Source organism: Streptomyces sp. NPDC016459, assembly GCF_040632845.1.
In the GTDB taxonomy this organism is placed as follows: Bacteria; Actinomycetota; Actinomycetes; order Streptomycetales; family Streptomycetaceae; genus Streptomyces.
Window position 1 is genome coordinate 26,598 of record NZ_JBEYCR010000023.1, and the last position, 14,249, is coordinate 40,846.

Here is a 14,249-nt window from a genome sequence, read left to right on the forward strand (position 1 = left end):
TGTTCAGCAGGGATGGGTGGGATGGAACCCTACAGACACCGAATATGCCGCGAAACGTCCTTTTCCTCTGCGCCGTAATGAGACCTTGACGCCCACCGGAGCGCGACCTACAGTCCCCACCACACCAACGACCCCCACCGTTGGCATGGGAGGTCCACGTGTTCTCGTTGCAGCCCGTCGGTCTCGGCCAGCTCGAGAACGACGCCTATCTCGCCCTACTGGACCTGAAGCGGGCCACGACAGAAGGGCTCGCGGAGAGCACCGGCTGCTCCCCGGCCGAACTGCGTCCCGCGATACGTCACCTCCTGGACCACGGGCTCGTCCAGCAGATCGGCTTCACTCCCCCGCTGTACGCCCTCATCGCACCCGATGAGGCCCTGCCCGCGCTGATCAGCCGCCGACGCGGCGACCTCGCCCAGATGCAGATGCAGGTGGAGGAACTGGCCGACCGGCTCCGTGCCCGGCCACATCGGGGGACGCCGGTCGTCGAGCTGCTGGAGGGCGAGGACGCCGTACTGGCCGCCGTGTCCCGACTCCAGCTGGAGGCACGCGAGGAGATCGTCGCCGTCGACGCCCCGCCGTACATCGGCGGGCAGAGCAACCCGAACGACCTCGAACTGCGCCGGCTCCAGGACGGGGTCGCCTACCGCTTCGTCTACGCCCGCGAAGCCCTGGCCTCGCCCGAGCACATGGCGGCCATGCACCGCTGCATCGACGCCGGCGAACAGGCGAGAATACTTCCCGACGTCACCCTGAAGATGTTCATCGTCGACCGGACCACCGCGATGCTGCCCGTCTCCTACACCGATCCGGACCCCGGCGTGCGGCTGCTGGTGCACGAGTCGGCCCTCGTCGACGCCCTCGTCTGCTGCTTCGAGAGCCTCTGGGCACGCGCCACTCCCCTTGGCGCGGCCGCGACCCAGTGCGGCCCGTCCGAAAGGGACCGAGAGCTGCTGTCGCTGATGGCCTCCGGCATGAAGGACCGCACCATCGCCCGCACCCTCGGCGTGACCGAGCGGACGGTGGGACGCCGGCTCACCGAACTGATGGCCGAACTCGGCGTCGAGACACGTTTCCAGGCCGGTGTACAGGCGGCTCACAGAGGCTGGCTCTGACCGGTCCTGGAAGAGAGGAGTGCCGGCGGGCATCAAGGCCCTGGTCGAGGCCTCGGCCCACCGTCGGCGGAACTCAAGCCGACTCCGATGCCCAGCTGCGCGCGATGATCGCGGAACCCTGGCAGGACAGGCGAATGGCCGTGCCGGGAAGCCGCTTACAGCTCGAAGCACGGAGGGTGCTGCTCGGGCTCGTCTGCGGTACTCGCCACAGGGTGCTCCTGGAGGCGGGGCCGGCCTATCCCGCCTTCACCTTCTGCAGGGCCGGTTTTCCGCTCTCGTGTGACGCCCAGGCCCCCTCTCCCCCGGCACCGCCCGGCGCGGTCAGCGCTCCCGTGTTGCGGGTGCGTGCGCGCCGCTCGGCACCGGTGTCGCGGTCCCTGACCTGGGAGGGGTCGGAAGGGAGTTGCGCCCCGGTCTCGGCGTCGAACGCGACCCCGGTCGGGGACAGGCGCACCGTTCGGACGGGGGCCTGGTCCCCTTCCTTCCAGGTGTCCCCGCCGACCGCTATCCGGACCGTGACGTCGGCCATGGGGTCCTTGACCGGCACCGCGATCTCAGGGGTCTTGGCGATCCAGGGATCTGTCCCCTTCGTGGCGTGGGCGCTCTCCCCTGCCGCGTCGAGCCGCAGGTACCTGCTCCACAACTGGACTCCACGAGGCATGGACACCGCCCTCTACTGGATCAACCACCCCACCAACACCACAACCAACGCGGGCACCCAGACCGACCGCTGGCCTGTGTTTGCCCAGGTCAGAGCTGCAACGCCCTGGCGTGTTGCAGAGCCGGTGCTCACGGCCGAGCGTGTGCGTTGCGGTCGCCGGTGTCGCGTCACCGCTTCGAGTGGCGTGTTCATCACCGGCCCGGGGAGCCTTGCCGGGAAGCACGCACTCCTGTGGTCCCCGTCGGCTATCTCGGAGCGGAGCCGACTGCCTTGCTCGCCGTAGGAGAAGGAGCCCACTGCCTCATGACCGACGCTGCGAACGCCCCTCTCACCACGTGTCAGGTGAGGTTCCAGCGGGTGACCTCGCCGCTCTCCTGGGCGACGTAGAGGGTGTCATCGGGGGCGAAGGCGAGGCCGTGGGGTTCGCACGCGGGGGTGGGGAGGGGGAACTCGGTGGCGGTGCCGGCCGGGGTGACGCGGCCGATGCGGCCCGTGGCCCATGCCGTGTACCAGCAGGAGCCGTCTGGGGCCACCGCCACGGCGTGCGGGCGGCATCGAGGATCCGGCAGGGGGTGTTCGATGATGCCCCCGGGGGTCAGGCGGCCGATGTGGCCAGTGCCGATCTGGGCGAACCAGAGGGTGCCGTCCGGGGCCGCGGCGAGGCCGACGGGGGCGGCGCCGGGGGTGGACAGAGGGTGGAGGGTGGTCTCGCCGGTGACGGTGATCCGGGCGAGGGCGTCGCCCTGGTTGAGGGTGCACCAGAGGGCACCGTCGGGGGTGGTGGTGAGGAAGGACGGGAAGGAGCCGTCTGGGAGGGCGTGCTCGGTGAGTTCGCCGGCCGGGGTGATGCGGGTGACTGTCGCGGTGTGGAGGGTGGTGAACCAGACGGCGCCGTCCGGGCCGGCGGTGATTCCGTAGGGGCCCGGGTCGGAGCCGGGGACAGGGTAGGAGCGGGCTTCGCCGTCGGGGGTGATGCGGCCGATGCGGTGGTCGTGGTTGCGGGTGAACCACAGGGCACCGTCGGAGGTGGTGGTGATCAGGGTCGGGCCGCAGTCGGGGGAATCGAGGGGGAACTCGTCGATCCGGCCGTCGGGGGTGAGGCGGGCGATGCGGCCCGCGTGGACCAGGGTGCACCAGATGTTGCCGTCGGGGCCGGCGGTGAGTGCGTAGGGGCCGGCGCCCGGAGTGGGGAGGGCATACGTGTGGATCAGGCGGGCCAGGGTCAAGGGGGGCCTTTCAGAGAGGGGGAGGGGGTCAGGCCGCAGCCGGGGCTGCCGCTCGGAGGGAGAGGTGGTCGCCCTGCCAGCGGGTGCGCAGGCGGCGGTCGTGGCTGACGACGACCACGGCGCCCGGGAAGGAGGCGAGGGCCTCGTCGAGTTCCTCGGCCAGGGCGGGTGAGAGGTGGTTGGTGGGCTCGTCCAGGAGCAGGACGTCGGCCGGTTCGGTGACCAGCCGGGCCAGGGCAAGCCTCCGGCGCTGGCCCGCGGAGAGGGTGCCGACCGGGGTGGTGAGCTGCCCGGGGGCGAACAGGCCGAGTGACAGCAGCTGTTCGGTGTGTTCCTCGGGCGGGCCGGGGCGGCCCGCGGCGAAGGCCGCGAGGAGTGGGCGGTGGGCCGGCCCGGGGTGGGTGTGCTGGGTCAGCAGTCCGGTCCGGACAGGGCGGACCACGTGGCCCCGGTCGGGGATGACGGTGCCGGCGAGGACGCCGAGCAGAGTGCTCTTGCCGGCGCCGTTCGGACCGGTGATCAGGAGCCGGCCGCCGGGCGACAGGGTGAGGTTCACCGGCGCCAGGCGGCCCGTCAGGGACACGTCGTATGCCGTGAGGGACGGGCCGTGCGCAGTGGCGGGGGAAGTCGTGCGCGGCACGGCGGTGAAACGGAGCGGCTCGGGTGGGGCGGGGACCGGGTTGGCCAGCAGGCGGGCGAGGCGTTCCTCGGCGTTGCGGACCCTGCTCGCCAGGGAGTGCTGGACCCGGCCGGCCGCGCGGTCGTAGGCCATCTTGTTGCCGTCCTTCATGGCCCGGCCGGGGGCGACCTTGCGGGCGGTGACGGCGGCGGACTCCCGCAGCCGGTCCGTCTCCTCGCGCCAAGCGGTGTAGGCCTGGGAGCGGCGTTGCCGTTCAGCGGCGCGGCTGGTGAGGTAGCCGGCGTAACCGTTGCCGTAGCGGACCGTACGGTGCAGGTCACCGTCGACCTCCAGGAGGGCGGTGGTGACGCGTTCGAGGAACTGCCGGTCGTGGGAGACGGTGACGGTGATGCCGCGGCGGGCGCGGAGGTGGTCCTCCAGCCAGGTGAGGGCCGCGTGGTCGAGGTGGTTCGTGGGTTCGTCGAGGAGGAGGACCTCGGGGGCGGAAGCCAGCAGTGCGGCCAGGCGCAGGCGGGCCTGTTCGCCGCCGGAGAGGCCGCCGACGGTGCGGTCGCGGGGCAGTCCAAGCAGTCCGAGGCCGTGCAGGGCGCGTTCGGTGCGGGCGTCGGCGTCGTAGCCGCCGCGCAGTTCGAAGGCGGTGAGGAGGTCGGCGTAGACGGTGAGGGTCTCGTCGGTGGTGTCGCCGTCGGCCATGCGTGCCTCCAGGCGGCGCATGCGGTCCTCCGTGGCGCGGAGTCCGGCGAGGGAGCGGCCGAGGACCTGCTGGACGGTGAGGTGGGCGGGGAGGTATTCCTCCTGGGGGAGGTAGCCGATGCCGCCGTCGGCGCGGACGATGACTGTGCCGGTGTCGGGGCGTTCGGCGCCGGCGAGCAGCCGGAGGAGGGTCGACTTGCCGGATCCGTTCTCGCCGACGATGCCGAGGCGGGTTCCGTCGATGACGGAGCAGTCGACGGAGGCGAGGACGGTGCGGCCGGCGTAGGACTTGCCGAGGTCAGTCGCGGTGAGATGGGCGGTCATGGAGCGGCTCCAGGGGTTCGGGGGCGGGAGGGAGGGCGACGTGGTGGTGGGAGGGGCGGGTGAGGATCACCGGAGACTCCTTATAGCGACGAATGTTGCTTTAAGATCGTTCCATGGATGCTGTTGAGCACACAAGTGAGAGTTCCAGCCATGAAGACCATCTGGATTCGGCCACACCACGGCGCCGGACGGGAGGCCGCAGCGCCCGGGTCCGGGCCCAGGTCCTGGCGGCGGTGGGCGAGTTGCTGATGGCGGGCGGGTACGACGGGCTGACGATCGACACGGTCGCCGAGCGGGCCGGCGTACACCGCACCACCGTCTACCGGCGCTGGCGCGACGTCGGCGGCCTGCTGGCCGACGTACTCGACGCCGCGGCCGACGACACGTGGAGCCCGCCCGACACCGGATCACTGGAGGGCGACCTCACTGCGCTCAACCAGGAGGTCTACGAGGCCCTGGCGGGCAGCGGGCCCAGTCTGACCACGGCGCTGATCGCCGCGGGCTTCCGCTCGGCCGAGGCGGCCGGCGCCCTGGCCCGTTTCTGGGAGGACCGCTACGCACGCTGCGCGGTGGTCGTCACGCGTGCCGCCGGGCGGGGCGAAGTGCCGGGCCCGGTCGACGCCCGCGCGCTGCTGGTCGCGGCGACCGCCCCGCTCTACCACGAGCTGCTGCTCCTGCAGGCGGCCCCGGACCCGGCCCTCCCCCGCCTCGCCGCCGCCGGTGCCGCGGCGGCGGGGCGGGCGGGCGTTTACGGGGCCCCGGGGGCGTGACGGCGGGCGGCTGCGGTCCGCCGCTGGAGCAAGGGGGTCACGGGGCCTCCAGGACGTAGGCGTAGACGTCGGGGTCCAGGCCGGTGCGGGGGCGCATCAAGGGATCGTCGGCGGGGTTGCGCAGCACACGGCGCAGGTCGAAGTACAGGCCGTCGGTAACAGGTCGTGGGCGCCCTCGTGGCGGGCGCCGATCGAGCGGACGACAACGGCGACGAGGCTGGCAGCGTCCGGTCGTTGTCAGTGCCGGCTGGCAGGATCACCGACATGACACCGTTTCTTCTCGCCGACATCGAACGAGCCGTTCGCAGCAGTTGGAGTGCCGAGACGTGCACGCCTGAGTTCCGATCGCGCTGGACCCGGGAGAACCCGGCCCGGGACCAGTGCGGAGTGACCGCCATGGTGCTCAATGACCTGCTGGGGGGCGAGTTGATCCGGGGCGAGGTCCACGTCAACGGAGAGCGGGTGGACTACCACTGGTGGAACCGCCTGGGCATGGGCATCGAGATCGACCTCACCCGCGAGCAGTTCAGTCCGGAGGAGATCGTCACTGGAGGCATCGTGATTCCCCGACCGCCCGTGACCGAATGGCGCAGGCTCCGCGAGGAGTACGGACTTCTCCGCGACCGTGTCTTGGAGGAGCTCACTCGGCAGCAGGGGACGGCCTCTGCGGCCGTGTCTCGTCAGCCGGCTTGAACCTGTTCGGCTCGGGCGCGGGTGCTGGCGAGTCGGTAGGAGTCGGTGCCGGTCTCGATGATCGTGTCGTTGAAGGTGAGCCGGTCGACGATGGCCGCGCAGGGGCGGGGATCGGTGAAGGTCTTCGTCCAGCCGCCGAAAGACTCGTTGGAGGCGATGGCGACGCTGTTCTTCTCCTCGCGTTCGGTCAGTACCTGGAACAGCAGCTCAGCGCCATGCCGGTCCAGTTCACGCGGCCGTAGCGAGCGATCGTCTTGTTCGACTGCTTCTCGTCGGCAGCCTCGACCAGTTCGTTCACGAGCTTCGTGGCGAGCGGGACGGGCGTCATCAGCCTTCAACTGCCGGATCCGTACACCTTTCGACCTGTCGTGAGTCTGAACGGGTGTGGCGCATGGTGCGCCAATGCTCCGGAAGGAATACGAACGTGGCCTACGCCCGCTCGACTCGCAGACGGCTGGCCGTCGCCGTCTCCACCGTCCTCGCCGTCACCCTCGGCGCGGGGGCGCTCGCCGTCCCGGCGACCGCAGCCTCCCCGGGCCGGATGGCGTCCGTCGCTGCGGAAGCCTCTGCGGATCCGATCGTGTTTCCGAAGCAGCACAAGCTGGTCGACGCCGGAGTGAAGGGCTTCCTCACCCAGCCCGTGGGGAGCAGCGCTTCGAGTCGTTTCGCCTGGTACGCGAACGGCGCCGCGACGGGCTACAGCGGCCGGACCTATCTGCGGTCCACGCGGACCGGGGACTTTCTGGTCTTCGCGGACCACTACAAGGTCAGGCTGCGGGACCTGACGACGATGGGCATCCGCGAGGTCGGCCTCGATCCGCTGGTGGGCAAGCCGGTGTTCGCCGGCTCGGCGGCGGACGCCGTGTTCACCACCGACGGCACGGGCCTGCGCAAGCACACCCTCGCGGTCAGCACCGGCCCTGTGACGGGCCTGCCGGCCGGTGCCACCTCGGTCTGGGTGCAGCCGGGCACCGCCGACGACGCTCTGGTCCAGTTCACCGTGGACAACGTGCGGAAGTGGGCTCTGCTCGATCTCGCCACCGACACGATCGGGAAGAGAGCTACGAGGTCCCCGCGGGGGCCACGATCAGCGCCGTCTCCGAGACGCACGTCGCCTGGTCCAAGGGCGACGCCGACACCCACCCGGAGATCTTCCTCCTGGACCGGGCCACGGACACCGTCCAAGAGGTCCCCGTCAGCGGAGCGGTGCACGGCGGGTTCCTGGTCCGCCTCGTCGGCGGTCGGGTCGTCTACGCCACCACGGGCGTCTTCGACAGCATCAACGTCGCCTCCACGCTGGCCGACGTCGCCGCGTACAACCCGGCGACGAAGACGACGAAGAAGCTGCTCGACCACATGACCTCGGCCGCCGTGGCCGGTGACGGCAGCCTGTACGTGCGGGGCGGCAGCGTCGCCCAAGGCGAGGGCATGTACAAGGTCACGGCGACGGGGGACGACGTCCCGGCCGTCACTCTGGTGGCGAGCACCGGCGAGCCCACCGCGATACAGGTCACGGGCACCGACGTCCCCGCCACGGTCGACCTCGACAAGAACGGCGGGACGGCGAAGTTCACCTGGAACCTGTCCCGGCCGCCCGCCCACACGATGCTCCGGATCCGGCACACCCGGACCGGAGCGGACTACAGGTACTACGACTACCCGGACGTGGCGCGGACAACGTTCGACTGGCAGGGCGGGTACAACGGCGACTACACCTGGGAGCTGACCGCCGTACCGTCCAACTACATCGGTCCGACCCTCACCGCCACCGGCTCGTTCACCGTGGTCCGCAAGACCGCGCCGCACGACTTCGACGACAACGGCACCCCCGACGTCTTCCTCCGGGACACCTCCGGCCAGCTCTGGCGCACCGACACCGCATACGACACGCAACTCCAGGCCGACCGCACCGGCTGATCGGACCTGGCTGGCAGATCTACGACCAGATCGAGGTCACCGGGAACGTCGCGGGCTCGGCGGTCGCCGACTCGCCGACCTTGTGGCCATCGACAAGGACGGCGACCTGTGGCTGCACAAGAGCACGGGGTCCGCTACGACCCCGTTCGCCGCCCGCAAGAAGATCGGCCCCGGCTGGGGCGTGTACAACCAGCTGGTCGCCGTGGGCAACGTGGCGGGCGGAGCGGCCGGCGACCTGTTCGCGCGGGACAGGGCCGGCGTCCTGTGGCAGCACCTGGGCAAGGGTGACGGGACGTTCGCGGCACGCACGAGGGTGGGGGGCGGCTGGAACGCGTATCAGCACCTCGTCGGCCTCGGTGACGCCAACCGGGACGGCCGTCCCGACCTGATCGGCGTCGGCACCCAGGGCGAGTACCTCTACCGCGGCACAGGCGACTGGAAGGTCCCGCTGCGCGGCCCGCAACTCGCAGCCCTCACCTTCGACGGCGGACCGTACAACAGCATCTCCTGAACGCGGGCGAACCTCGCACTCACAGAGGTGTACCCGGGTGTACCCGCTGACCCGGGTACACCTCTGTGAGGCGACGCGGGAAGACATGGTGGCGACTGCGACATGTGCGCGCAGCGTGTATCGGAATTTACGCTGGAACCGGCGGTCGGCGCGGTGAGCGGCCCCCGGTCGTCATCCGTGGGCACCTGCCCCTCCCCCCTCGCGCAGGTGCCGCCACCAGGGGCCATCTGCAGGACGACGCGGCGGTGCTCTGCGTGGACTGGTACGGCACGCACGGCACCAGCCGTCACACCGAGGCCGACGAGGCCGACGTCGCGGTCCGGGACCTGCCCTCCGGGGCGTGGCAGGGACCCCGTCGGCACCCCTCGCCCCCCTTTTTTCACATGTCACTTCTCATACGTCACTCGATACGGGTGTCGCCGAGGGCCTCCAGCACCTGCCGGAGGCCCTCGCCGGTCGTCGCCACCAGGTCGCGGTCCACATCGGCGAGGAGCCGAGCGTAGTTGGCGAGGTGGTCGGCGAAGGCGGCCCGGGTGACCTCGTGCCCGTGCTCGGTGAGGCGGATCTTGATGGTTCGGCGGTCCTCTCCGTCGCGCACCCGCTCGACCAGACCCTTGGCCTCCATCCGGTCGATGCGGTTGGTGATCGCGCCGGACGTGACCATGGAGGCGTTGAGGAAGGCTCCGGCGGTGAGGGCGTAAGGGGGCCCCGATCTCTGCAGCGTGGTCAGGACGTCGAACTCGCCGTACTCCACGCCGTGCGCGGCTGCCGCGGCCTTGGCGGACTTGTCGACCACCCGGGCCAGTCGCTGGATCCGCGCGAAGAGCTGCACGGGCCACAGGTCGTCCGCCACGTCGGGGCGCTCCTCGATCCATTGACCGATGATCGCGTCCACGGCATCGCTCATCGCCGCACTCCTCTCAATAGGCATCTTCTCAACGTTAAGATACTTGACGTTGGGAGAGACGGGTGCTTTTATCTCAACGTTGAGATTATCAAGGTTGAACGACAGGAGCATCCCATGTCCGAGCTCGCCCTTCACCCCGTCGCCCAGGACCTCCTCTTCCGCGAGGCCCGTACCGCGAACACCTTCACCGACGAGCCGGTGACCGACGAGCAGCTCCGGGCGGTGTACGACCTCGTCAAGTACGCCCCGACCGCCTACAACCAGGCTCCGCTGCGGATCGTCCTGGTCCGCTCGGACGAGGCGCGCGAGCGGCTGCTGCCCCACATGGCCGAGGGCAACCGGCCGAAGACCGCCTCGGCGCCGTTGGTCGCGATCCTCGCCGCCGACAACGAGTTCCACGAGGAACTCCCCGCCCTGCTCCCGCACTTCCCGCAGGCCAAGGACCTGCTCTTCGCCGACCGGCCGGTCCGCGAGGAGTCCGCGCTGCTCAACGCGACGCTCCAGGCCGCCTACTTCATCCTCGGGGTGCGCGCGGCGGGCCTCGCCGCGGGGCCGATGACCGGGTTCGACTTCCCGGGCGTCCGGAAGGAGTTCCTGGACGACGACCACACCCCGCTGATGATCGTGAACATCGGCCGCCCCGGCGATAACGCCTGGTACCCGCGCTCGCCGCGACTCGCGTACGACGAGGTCACCACGACCATCTGACCGCACCGCACCGCACCGCACCGCACCGCACCACACCAGACCGGACCGCACCGCACCGCACCGCACCGAGGCCGTCCCGGGCCGTCCGTGCCACCGTCGCCCCACGAACCCCGGAGTCCACCGTGCCCCTGCTCGACCGCGCCCCCTCCCCCACCCCCGCCACGGGGGCCGCCCGGAGTACACAGCACGTGCCCGCCGTGTGGCTGGCGATACTCGCCACTCCGCTGGCCGCGAGCGCCAACAGTCCGGTCCTGATCCTTCCGGACATGGCGGACACGTTCGGTGTCCGTACCGCCACGGCGACCTGGCTCGTCACGGTGTTCGCCTGGGCCGTCGCGGTCGGCACCCCGCTGATGGCGGGCCTGTTGCGCCACCGCGGCCTGGGCGCCACCCTCCGGCTGAGCGCGGCGCTGATCGGGTCGGGCACGGTGGTCGTCGCCGTGGCGCCCTGGCTGCCGCTGGCGATGGCGGGCCGGGCGGCCCAGGCGATGGGCGGCGCCGGTCTGGTCACGGCGGCGATGAGCCTGGCGGGGTCGGTCCGCCGCATGGGCGTGATCACGGCGGGCTTCGGGACGCTCGGCGCGGTCGGACCGCTCCTCGGCTCGCACCTCGCGGGCGCGGCGTCCTGGCGGGTCTCCCTTACGATCGGAGCGGTCGCCCTCCTCGCCCTGCCTGCGGTCATGCGCCGCGCCGACCTGCCCGCCCCTCCCGGGGCCGGGCGCACCCCGTTCGACGGCCGGGGCGCCGCCCTGCTGGTCCTGTTGGCGACGGCCCTGGTCCTCATACCGCGCTTCCCGCTCCCCGCGGCGGCCGCCTCCGTCCTGGCGGCTGTACTGCTCGCCCTGCACATCAGGTCGCGGCCCACGGGCTTCCTCCCGGCGTCCCTGCTGCGCAGGCGGACGTTCGTCCTCTCCACCGCGCTCGCGTGCGCCTTCTCGACCTCGTACTTCACGCTGCTCTTCACCGTCCCCCAGCTCCTGCGCGACCGCACCGACTGGTCGACCTCCACGATCGGCACCGGCCAGATGCTCGCCCTTCTCACCGGCTCGGTGCTCTCCATGGCGCTGGCGGGGGCCTCGGCCCGGATGGGCCGCCCGCGCGTCCTGACGATCCTCCTCGCGGTCGGCGCCCTGGCCCCGCTCACCGCGACCCTGACGCCCTGGCCATCCCTGCTCCTGCCGGTCGCGACGCTGGCCGTCTTCACGACGAGCGCGGGCCAGGCCACCCTGGCGGTATACGCGACCGGGTCTGCCCCTGCCGCGCAACGCGCCACGGCCATCGGCCTGTTCAACCTCGGCTACCAACTTGGCGGCGCCTTCGGCCCGGCGCTGGCCGCCCTGCTCATCCTCGGCGGCTGACGCGCGCGCCACAGGGACGCTCCTGTCATGAACGGCTCAGGAATCCCTGACCGGCACAGCCGCACACGTTCGCAACCGCCTGGACAGGCTATTCCTCTCCGGTTGTCAAGAGCGCTAGGCGCTGGCCGAGAGCCCAGCCCCGCCGATCGTTCAGGTGCCGGAGTCACCTCGGCCGTGTTGTCTACTACAAGACCTTGTCCACATTTGGCTGCCAGGAGATCCGAAAATGAGCGAGCTGTACCCACCGGTCGAGCCGTACGAGAAGGGGATGCTCGACGTCGGCGACGGCAACCTCGTGTACTGGGAGGTCTGCGGCAACCCGGACGGCAAGCCCGCACTCGTCGTCCACGGCGGTCCAGGATCAGGATGCGGGATCAGGGCACGCCAGTACTTCGACCCGGACCGCTACCGGATCGTACTGTTCGACCAGCGCGGCTGTGGCCGCAGCACCCCCAATGCGAGCGAACCCACAACCGACATGCGGCACAACACCACCCAGCACCTGATCGCCGACATGGAGGGGCTGCGGGAGCACCTGGGTGTCGACCGCTGGCTGCTGTACGGCGGCTCATGGGGCTCCACCCTGATCCTGGCCTACGCCGAGACATACCCGGAGCGGGTGTCGCAGATCGTCATCCCCGCCGTCACCACCACCCGGCGCTCCGAGATCGACTGGCTCTACCGCGGGGCGGGCCGGTTCTTCCCCGAACAGTGGGAACGCTTCCTAGCGGGAGCTGGCGGCACACCGCGTGACGGTGACATTGTCGCGGCCTACGCACGCCTGATGGAACATCCCGACCCCGCAGTACGAGAGAAGGCCACAGCTGACTGGTGCGCCTGGGAGGACGCAGTCCTGTCCGGGGAAACGAACGGCACCTCCCACCCCTACGGCGACCGCCCGCCAACCGCGCAACTGGCCCTGGTCCGCATCTGCTCCCACTATTTCTCCCACGGCGCCTGGCTGGAAGAAGGCACACTCCTGCACGACGCACACCGGCTGGCCGGCATCCCGGGCGTGCTGATCCACGGCAGACTCGACCTGGCCGGCCCGCTCGACACCGCATGGGAACTCGCCCGCGCCTGGCCCGATGCCGAGCTGACCATCGTCGACAACGCAGGCCATCTGGGCAACGACACAACCCGCGCCCATGTACTCAAGGCACTCGACCGATTCGCTCGCCAGGAATGAGACCAGACCGCGCAGCGAGTCACTGAGCGTTTTCAGAGGGGCCCCTGATCGAGTGACCCTGGCCGAGTCAGGATGAGGACCGCAACGCACAGGGCTCCCGCGCCGTTGAGGGAGGTGTTCGAAGTCTCAGCCCATCGGCGCAGGAGCCCTGTTGGTCCCCATCCTGCCGCACTCGACCTGCCTCATGCTCCGATCGAGTGGGTATCCATGCTCATCGTCACCCGTGAGGGTGACCGGCGCTGCAAGCTGCCGCCCCACCAGCGTGCCCTCGTGGGCCTGGTCTATCTTCGCCGGCACGACACGCTCGCGCAGATCGCCGCCGACTTCGGCATATCCGTCGACACCGCCCATGCTTACGTCAAGGCCGTCGTCCAGCACCTGTCCGGCCGGGCACCCGGCCTCTTGTGTGTCCTGCGTGAGGCCGATCCGGATGACGTCCTGCTCGACGGGACGCTCGCCGAGTGCGACCGTGTCGGCGACAGCCGGGCCGACTTCTCCCAGAAGCACCGCCGTCACGGCGGGAGCGTGCAGGTCGTGGCCGACCCCGCGGGCAACCTGCTGTGGATCTCACCCGCGCTGCCCGGCCGCACACATGACCTGACCGCGGCCCGCACCCACCGCATCATCCGGATCTGCGAACGCCAGGACGTCCCCGTCCTCGCCGACCGCGCCTACATCGGAGCCGGCCCCTGGGTGACCACACCCATCAGACGGCCTCCTCGCCAGGACCTCACCACAACCCAGCAGACGATCAACCTGGCCCTGTCAGCGGCACGAGCACCGGTCGAACGAAGCATCGCGCGACTCAAGTCCTGGCGCATCTTCCGCAAAGCCCGCTGCAGCCCCAACCGCATGACCGCCATCGCCGCAGAGCGGCAACGCTGAAAACGCTCAGTGACACCTCACCTGTCGCCGACCGCTGACACTTCGTGTCGCCCGACATCTTCATCCGTTCCGGTGTTGTGCGGATGTGTGAACAGGCACGCCCGTGGCAGCGAGCCATCCTCGCGCGTGGGCGCCTGACGGCCGCAGGTTGGTCACCTCGTGACAACCGTGATCACTTTCGCTGCGCGCGGCATGGAGCAGGAAGCGCCCTCACGCCTTGCTGACGCCGATCCAGTGCCACCGCCGCGCCCATTCACACTCGACCCCGCGCCGCTGCTGCGGGTCGGCGTCCGGAAGGACGAGCTCCACGAAGCCGTACTGAGGATTGCGGCGACGCCCCGCGGGCGGCTGAGAGCGGCCCGCGGGGCGTCGGGGATGCAGGCGGGGCTCAGACCGGGCGGATGTTCTCCGCCTGCGGACCCTTCTGGCCCTGGGTGACGTCGAACTCCACCTTCTGGCCCTCCTGCAGCTCCCGGAAGCCCTGGGCAGCGATGTTGGAGTAATGGGCGAAGACGTCCGGGCCTCCACCGTCCTGCTCGATGAAGCCGAAGCCCTTCTCGGAGTTGAACCACTTCACGATTCCCGTAGCCATGTCTCATGCCTTCCAGTCGATGAACACCGCCCACACGGTGTGGGAGGCGGAGGTGATCGC

General features: G+C 70.5%; 14 protein-coding genes and 1 pseudogene. 9 read left to right on the plus strand and 6 right to left on the minus strand.

Features of this window, described 5'->3' with window-relative positions; translation table 11 throughout:
* Positions 1-158 precede the first annotated feature (158 nt).
* Positions 159-1,115: a helix-turn-helix domain-containing protein gene (locus ABZ567_RS30535; protein WP_360796119.1), complete on the plus strand. Its 957-nt coding sequence runs from the start codon at positions 159-161 to the stop codon at positions 1,113-1,115.
* Positions 1,116-1,350: 235 nt separating this feature from the next.
* Here the strand turns inward: ABZ567_RS30535 and ABZ567_RS30540 are convergent, their stop codons facing one another.
* The 3 genes from ABZ567_RS30540 to abc-f all read right to left on the minus strand — a co-directional run bounded on the left by ABZ567_RS30540 (position 1,351) and on the right by abc-f (position 4,659).
* Positions 1,351-1,776: a hypothetical protein gene (locus tag ABZ567_RS30540; protein ID WP_360796122.1), complete on the minus strand. Its 426-nt coding sequence runs from the start codon at positions 1,774-1,776 to the stop codon at positions 1,351-1,353.
* A gap of 338 nt (positions 1,777-2,114) precedes the next feature.
* Entirely contained in the window at positions 2,115-3,002 is an 888-nt protein-coding gene (locus ABZ567_RS30545; RefSeq protein ID WP_360796125.1) for a virginiamycin B lyase, read from the minus strand.
* A gap of 28 nt (positions 3,003-3,030) precedes the next feature.
* Positions 3,031-4,659: a ribosomal protection-like ABC-F family protein gene (gene abc-f / locus ABZ567_RS30550; protein ID WP_360796128.1), complete on the minus strand. Its 1,629-nt coding sequence runs from the start codon at positions 4,657-4,659 to the stop codon at positions 3,031-3,033.
* Between the two features lie 113 nt (positions 4,660-4,772).
* On the opposite strand from abc-f, the gene ABZ567_RS30555 reads away from it, so the two are divergent.
* Positions 4,773-5,429 (plus strand): TetR/AcrR family transcriptional regulator, encoded by a 657-nt coding sequence (locus ABZ567_RS30555; protein WP_360796131.1) that lies wholly within the window; start codon positions 4,773-4,775, stop codon positions 5,427-5,429.
* A gap of 264 nt (positions 5,430-5,693) precedes the next feature.
* Positions 5,694-6,122, plus strand: coding sequence for a hypothetical protein (locus tag ABZ567_RS30560; protein WP_360796203.1), 429 nt, complete (start codon positions 5,694-5,696; stop codon positions 6,120-6,122).
* Here the strand turns inward: ABZ567_RS30560 and ABZ567_RS30565 are convergent.
* Positions 6,110-6,435: pseudogene (locus tag ABZ567_RS30565) on the minus strand (ATP-binding protein); the annotation flags it as partial. The gene ABZ567_RS30560 and the pseudogene ABZ567_RS30565 sit on opposite strands and share 13 nt — an antisense overlap.
* A 704-nt stretch (positions 6,436-7,139) precedes the next feature.
* Between ABZ567_RS30565 and ABZ567_RS30570 the strand changes: the two are divergent.
* Together ABZ567_RS30570 and ABZ567_RS30575 are read left to right on the plus strand one after the other, a co-directional pair.
* The gene (locus ABZ567_RS30570) at positions 7,140-8,039 is read left to right on the plus strand and encodes a hypothetical protein (RefSeq protein ID WP_360796134.1); all 900 of its coding nucleotides are present in this window, start codon (positions 7,140-7,142) and stop codon (positions 8,037-8,039) included.
* An 82-nt stretch (positions 8,040-8,121) separates the two neighbouring features.
* Positions 8,122-8,550 (plus strand): VCBS repeat-containing protein, encoded by a 429-nt coding sequence (locus tag ABZ567_RS30575; protein WP_360796137.1) that lies wholly within the window; start codon positions 8,122-8,124, stop codon positions 8,548-8,550.
* Positions 8,551-8,950: 400 nt separating this feature from the next.
* On the opposite strand, the gene ABZ567_RS30580 is transcribed toward ABZ567_RS30575, so the two are convergent.
* Positions 8,951-9,457, minus strand: a complete 507-nt coding sequence (locus ABZ567_RS30580; protein WP_360796140.1) for a MarR family transcriptional regulator — start codon at positions 9,455-9,457, stop codon at positions 8,951-8,953.
* 114 nt (positions 9,458-9,571) lie between these two features.
* Between ABZ567_RS30580 and ABZ567_RS30585 the strand changes: the two genes are divergently transcribed.
* The 4 genes from ABZ567_RS30585 (at position 9,572) to ABZ567_RS30600 (ending at position 13,597) form a co-directional block, all read left to right on the plus strand.
* Positions 9,572-10,165 carry a malonic semialdehyde reductase gene (locus ABZ567_RS30585; protein ID WP_360796143.1) on the plus strand — a complete coding sequence of 198 codons (594 nt, stop codon included), beginning with the start codon at positions 9,572-9,574 and terminating at the stop codon, positions 10,163-10,165.
* Positions 10,166-10,287: 122 nt separating this feature from the next.
* Positions 10,288-11,523, plus strand: coding sequence for an MFS transporter (locus ABZ567_RS30590; protein ID WP_360796146.1), 1,236 nt, complete (start codon positions 10,288-10,290; stop codon positions 11,521-11,523).
* Between the two features lie 226 nt (positions 11,524-11,749).
* A complete protein-coding gene (gene pip / locus ABZ567_RS30595; protein WP_360796149.1) occupies positions 11,750-12,712 on the plus strand; it encodes a prolyl aminopeptidase in 963 nt (320 codons plus the stop codon).
* A gap of 207 nt (positions 12,713-12,919) precedes the next feature.
* Positions 12,920-13,597 carry a transposase family protein gene (locus ABZ567_RS30600; protein ID WP_360796152.1) on the plus strand — a complete coding sequence of 226 codons (678 nt, stop codon included), beginning with the start codon at positions 12,920-12,922 and terminating at the stop codon, positions 13,595-13,597.
* Positions 13,598-13,985: 388 nt separating this feature from the next.
* Here ABZ567_RS30600 and ABZ567_RS30605 read toward each other — a convergent pair whose 3' ends face one another.
* Positions 13,986-14,189 (minus strand): cold-shock protein, encoded by a 204-nt coding sequence (locus ABZ567_RS30605; RefSeq protein ID WP_030219333.1) that lies wholly within the window; start codon positions 14,187-14,189, stop codon positions 13,986-13,988.
* Positions 14,190-14,249: the final 60 nt, after the last annotated feature.

Bases quoted from the DNA above. Each gene is read 5' to 3' on its own strand.
- ABZ567_RS30540 (WP_360796122.1), bottom strand. From the start codon at position 1,776: ATGCCTCGTGGAGTCCAGTTGTGGAGCAGGTACCTGCGGCTCGACGCG.
- abc-f (WP_360796128.1), bottom strand. From the start codon at position 4,659: ATGACCGCCCATCTCACCGCGACTGACCTCGGCAAGTCCTACGCCGGC.
- ABZ567_RS30555 (WP_360796131.1), top strand. From the start codon at position 4,773: ATGGATGCTGTTGAGCACACAAGTGAGAGTTCCAGCCATGAAGACCAT.
- ABZ567_RS30560 (WP_360796203.1), top strand. From the start codon at position 5,694: ATGACACCGTTTCTTCTCGCCGACATCGAACGAGCCGTTCGCAGCAGT.
- ABZ567_RS30580 (WP_360796140.1), bottom strand. From the start codon at position 9,457: ATGAGCGATGCCGTGGACGCGATCATCGGTCAATGGATCGAGGAGCGC.
- ABZ567_RS30585 (WP_360796143.1), top strand. From the start codon at position 9,572: ATGTCCGAGCTCGCCCTTCACCCCGTCGCCCAGGACCTCCTCTTCCGC.
- pip (WP_360796149.1), top strand. From the start codon at position 11,750: ATGAGCGAGCTGTACCCACCGGTCGAGCCGTACGAGAAGGGGATGCTC.
- ABZ567_RS30600 (WP_360796152.1), top strand. From the start codon at position 12,920: ATGCTCATCGTCACCCGTGAGGGTGACCGGCGCTGCAAGCTGCCGCCC.
- ABZ567_RS30605 (WP_030219333.1), bottom strand. From the start codon at position 14,189: ATGGCTACGGGAATCGTGAAGTGGTTCAACTCCGAGAAGGGCTTCGGC.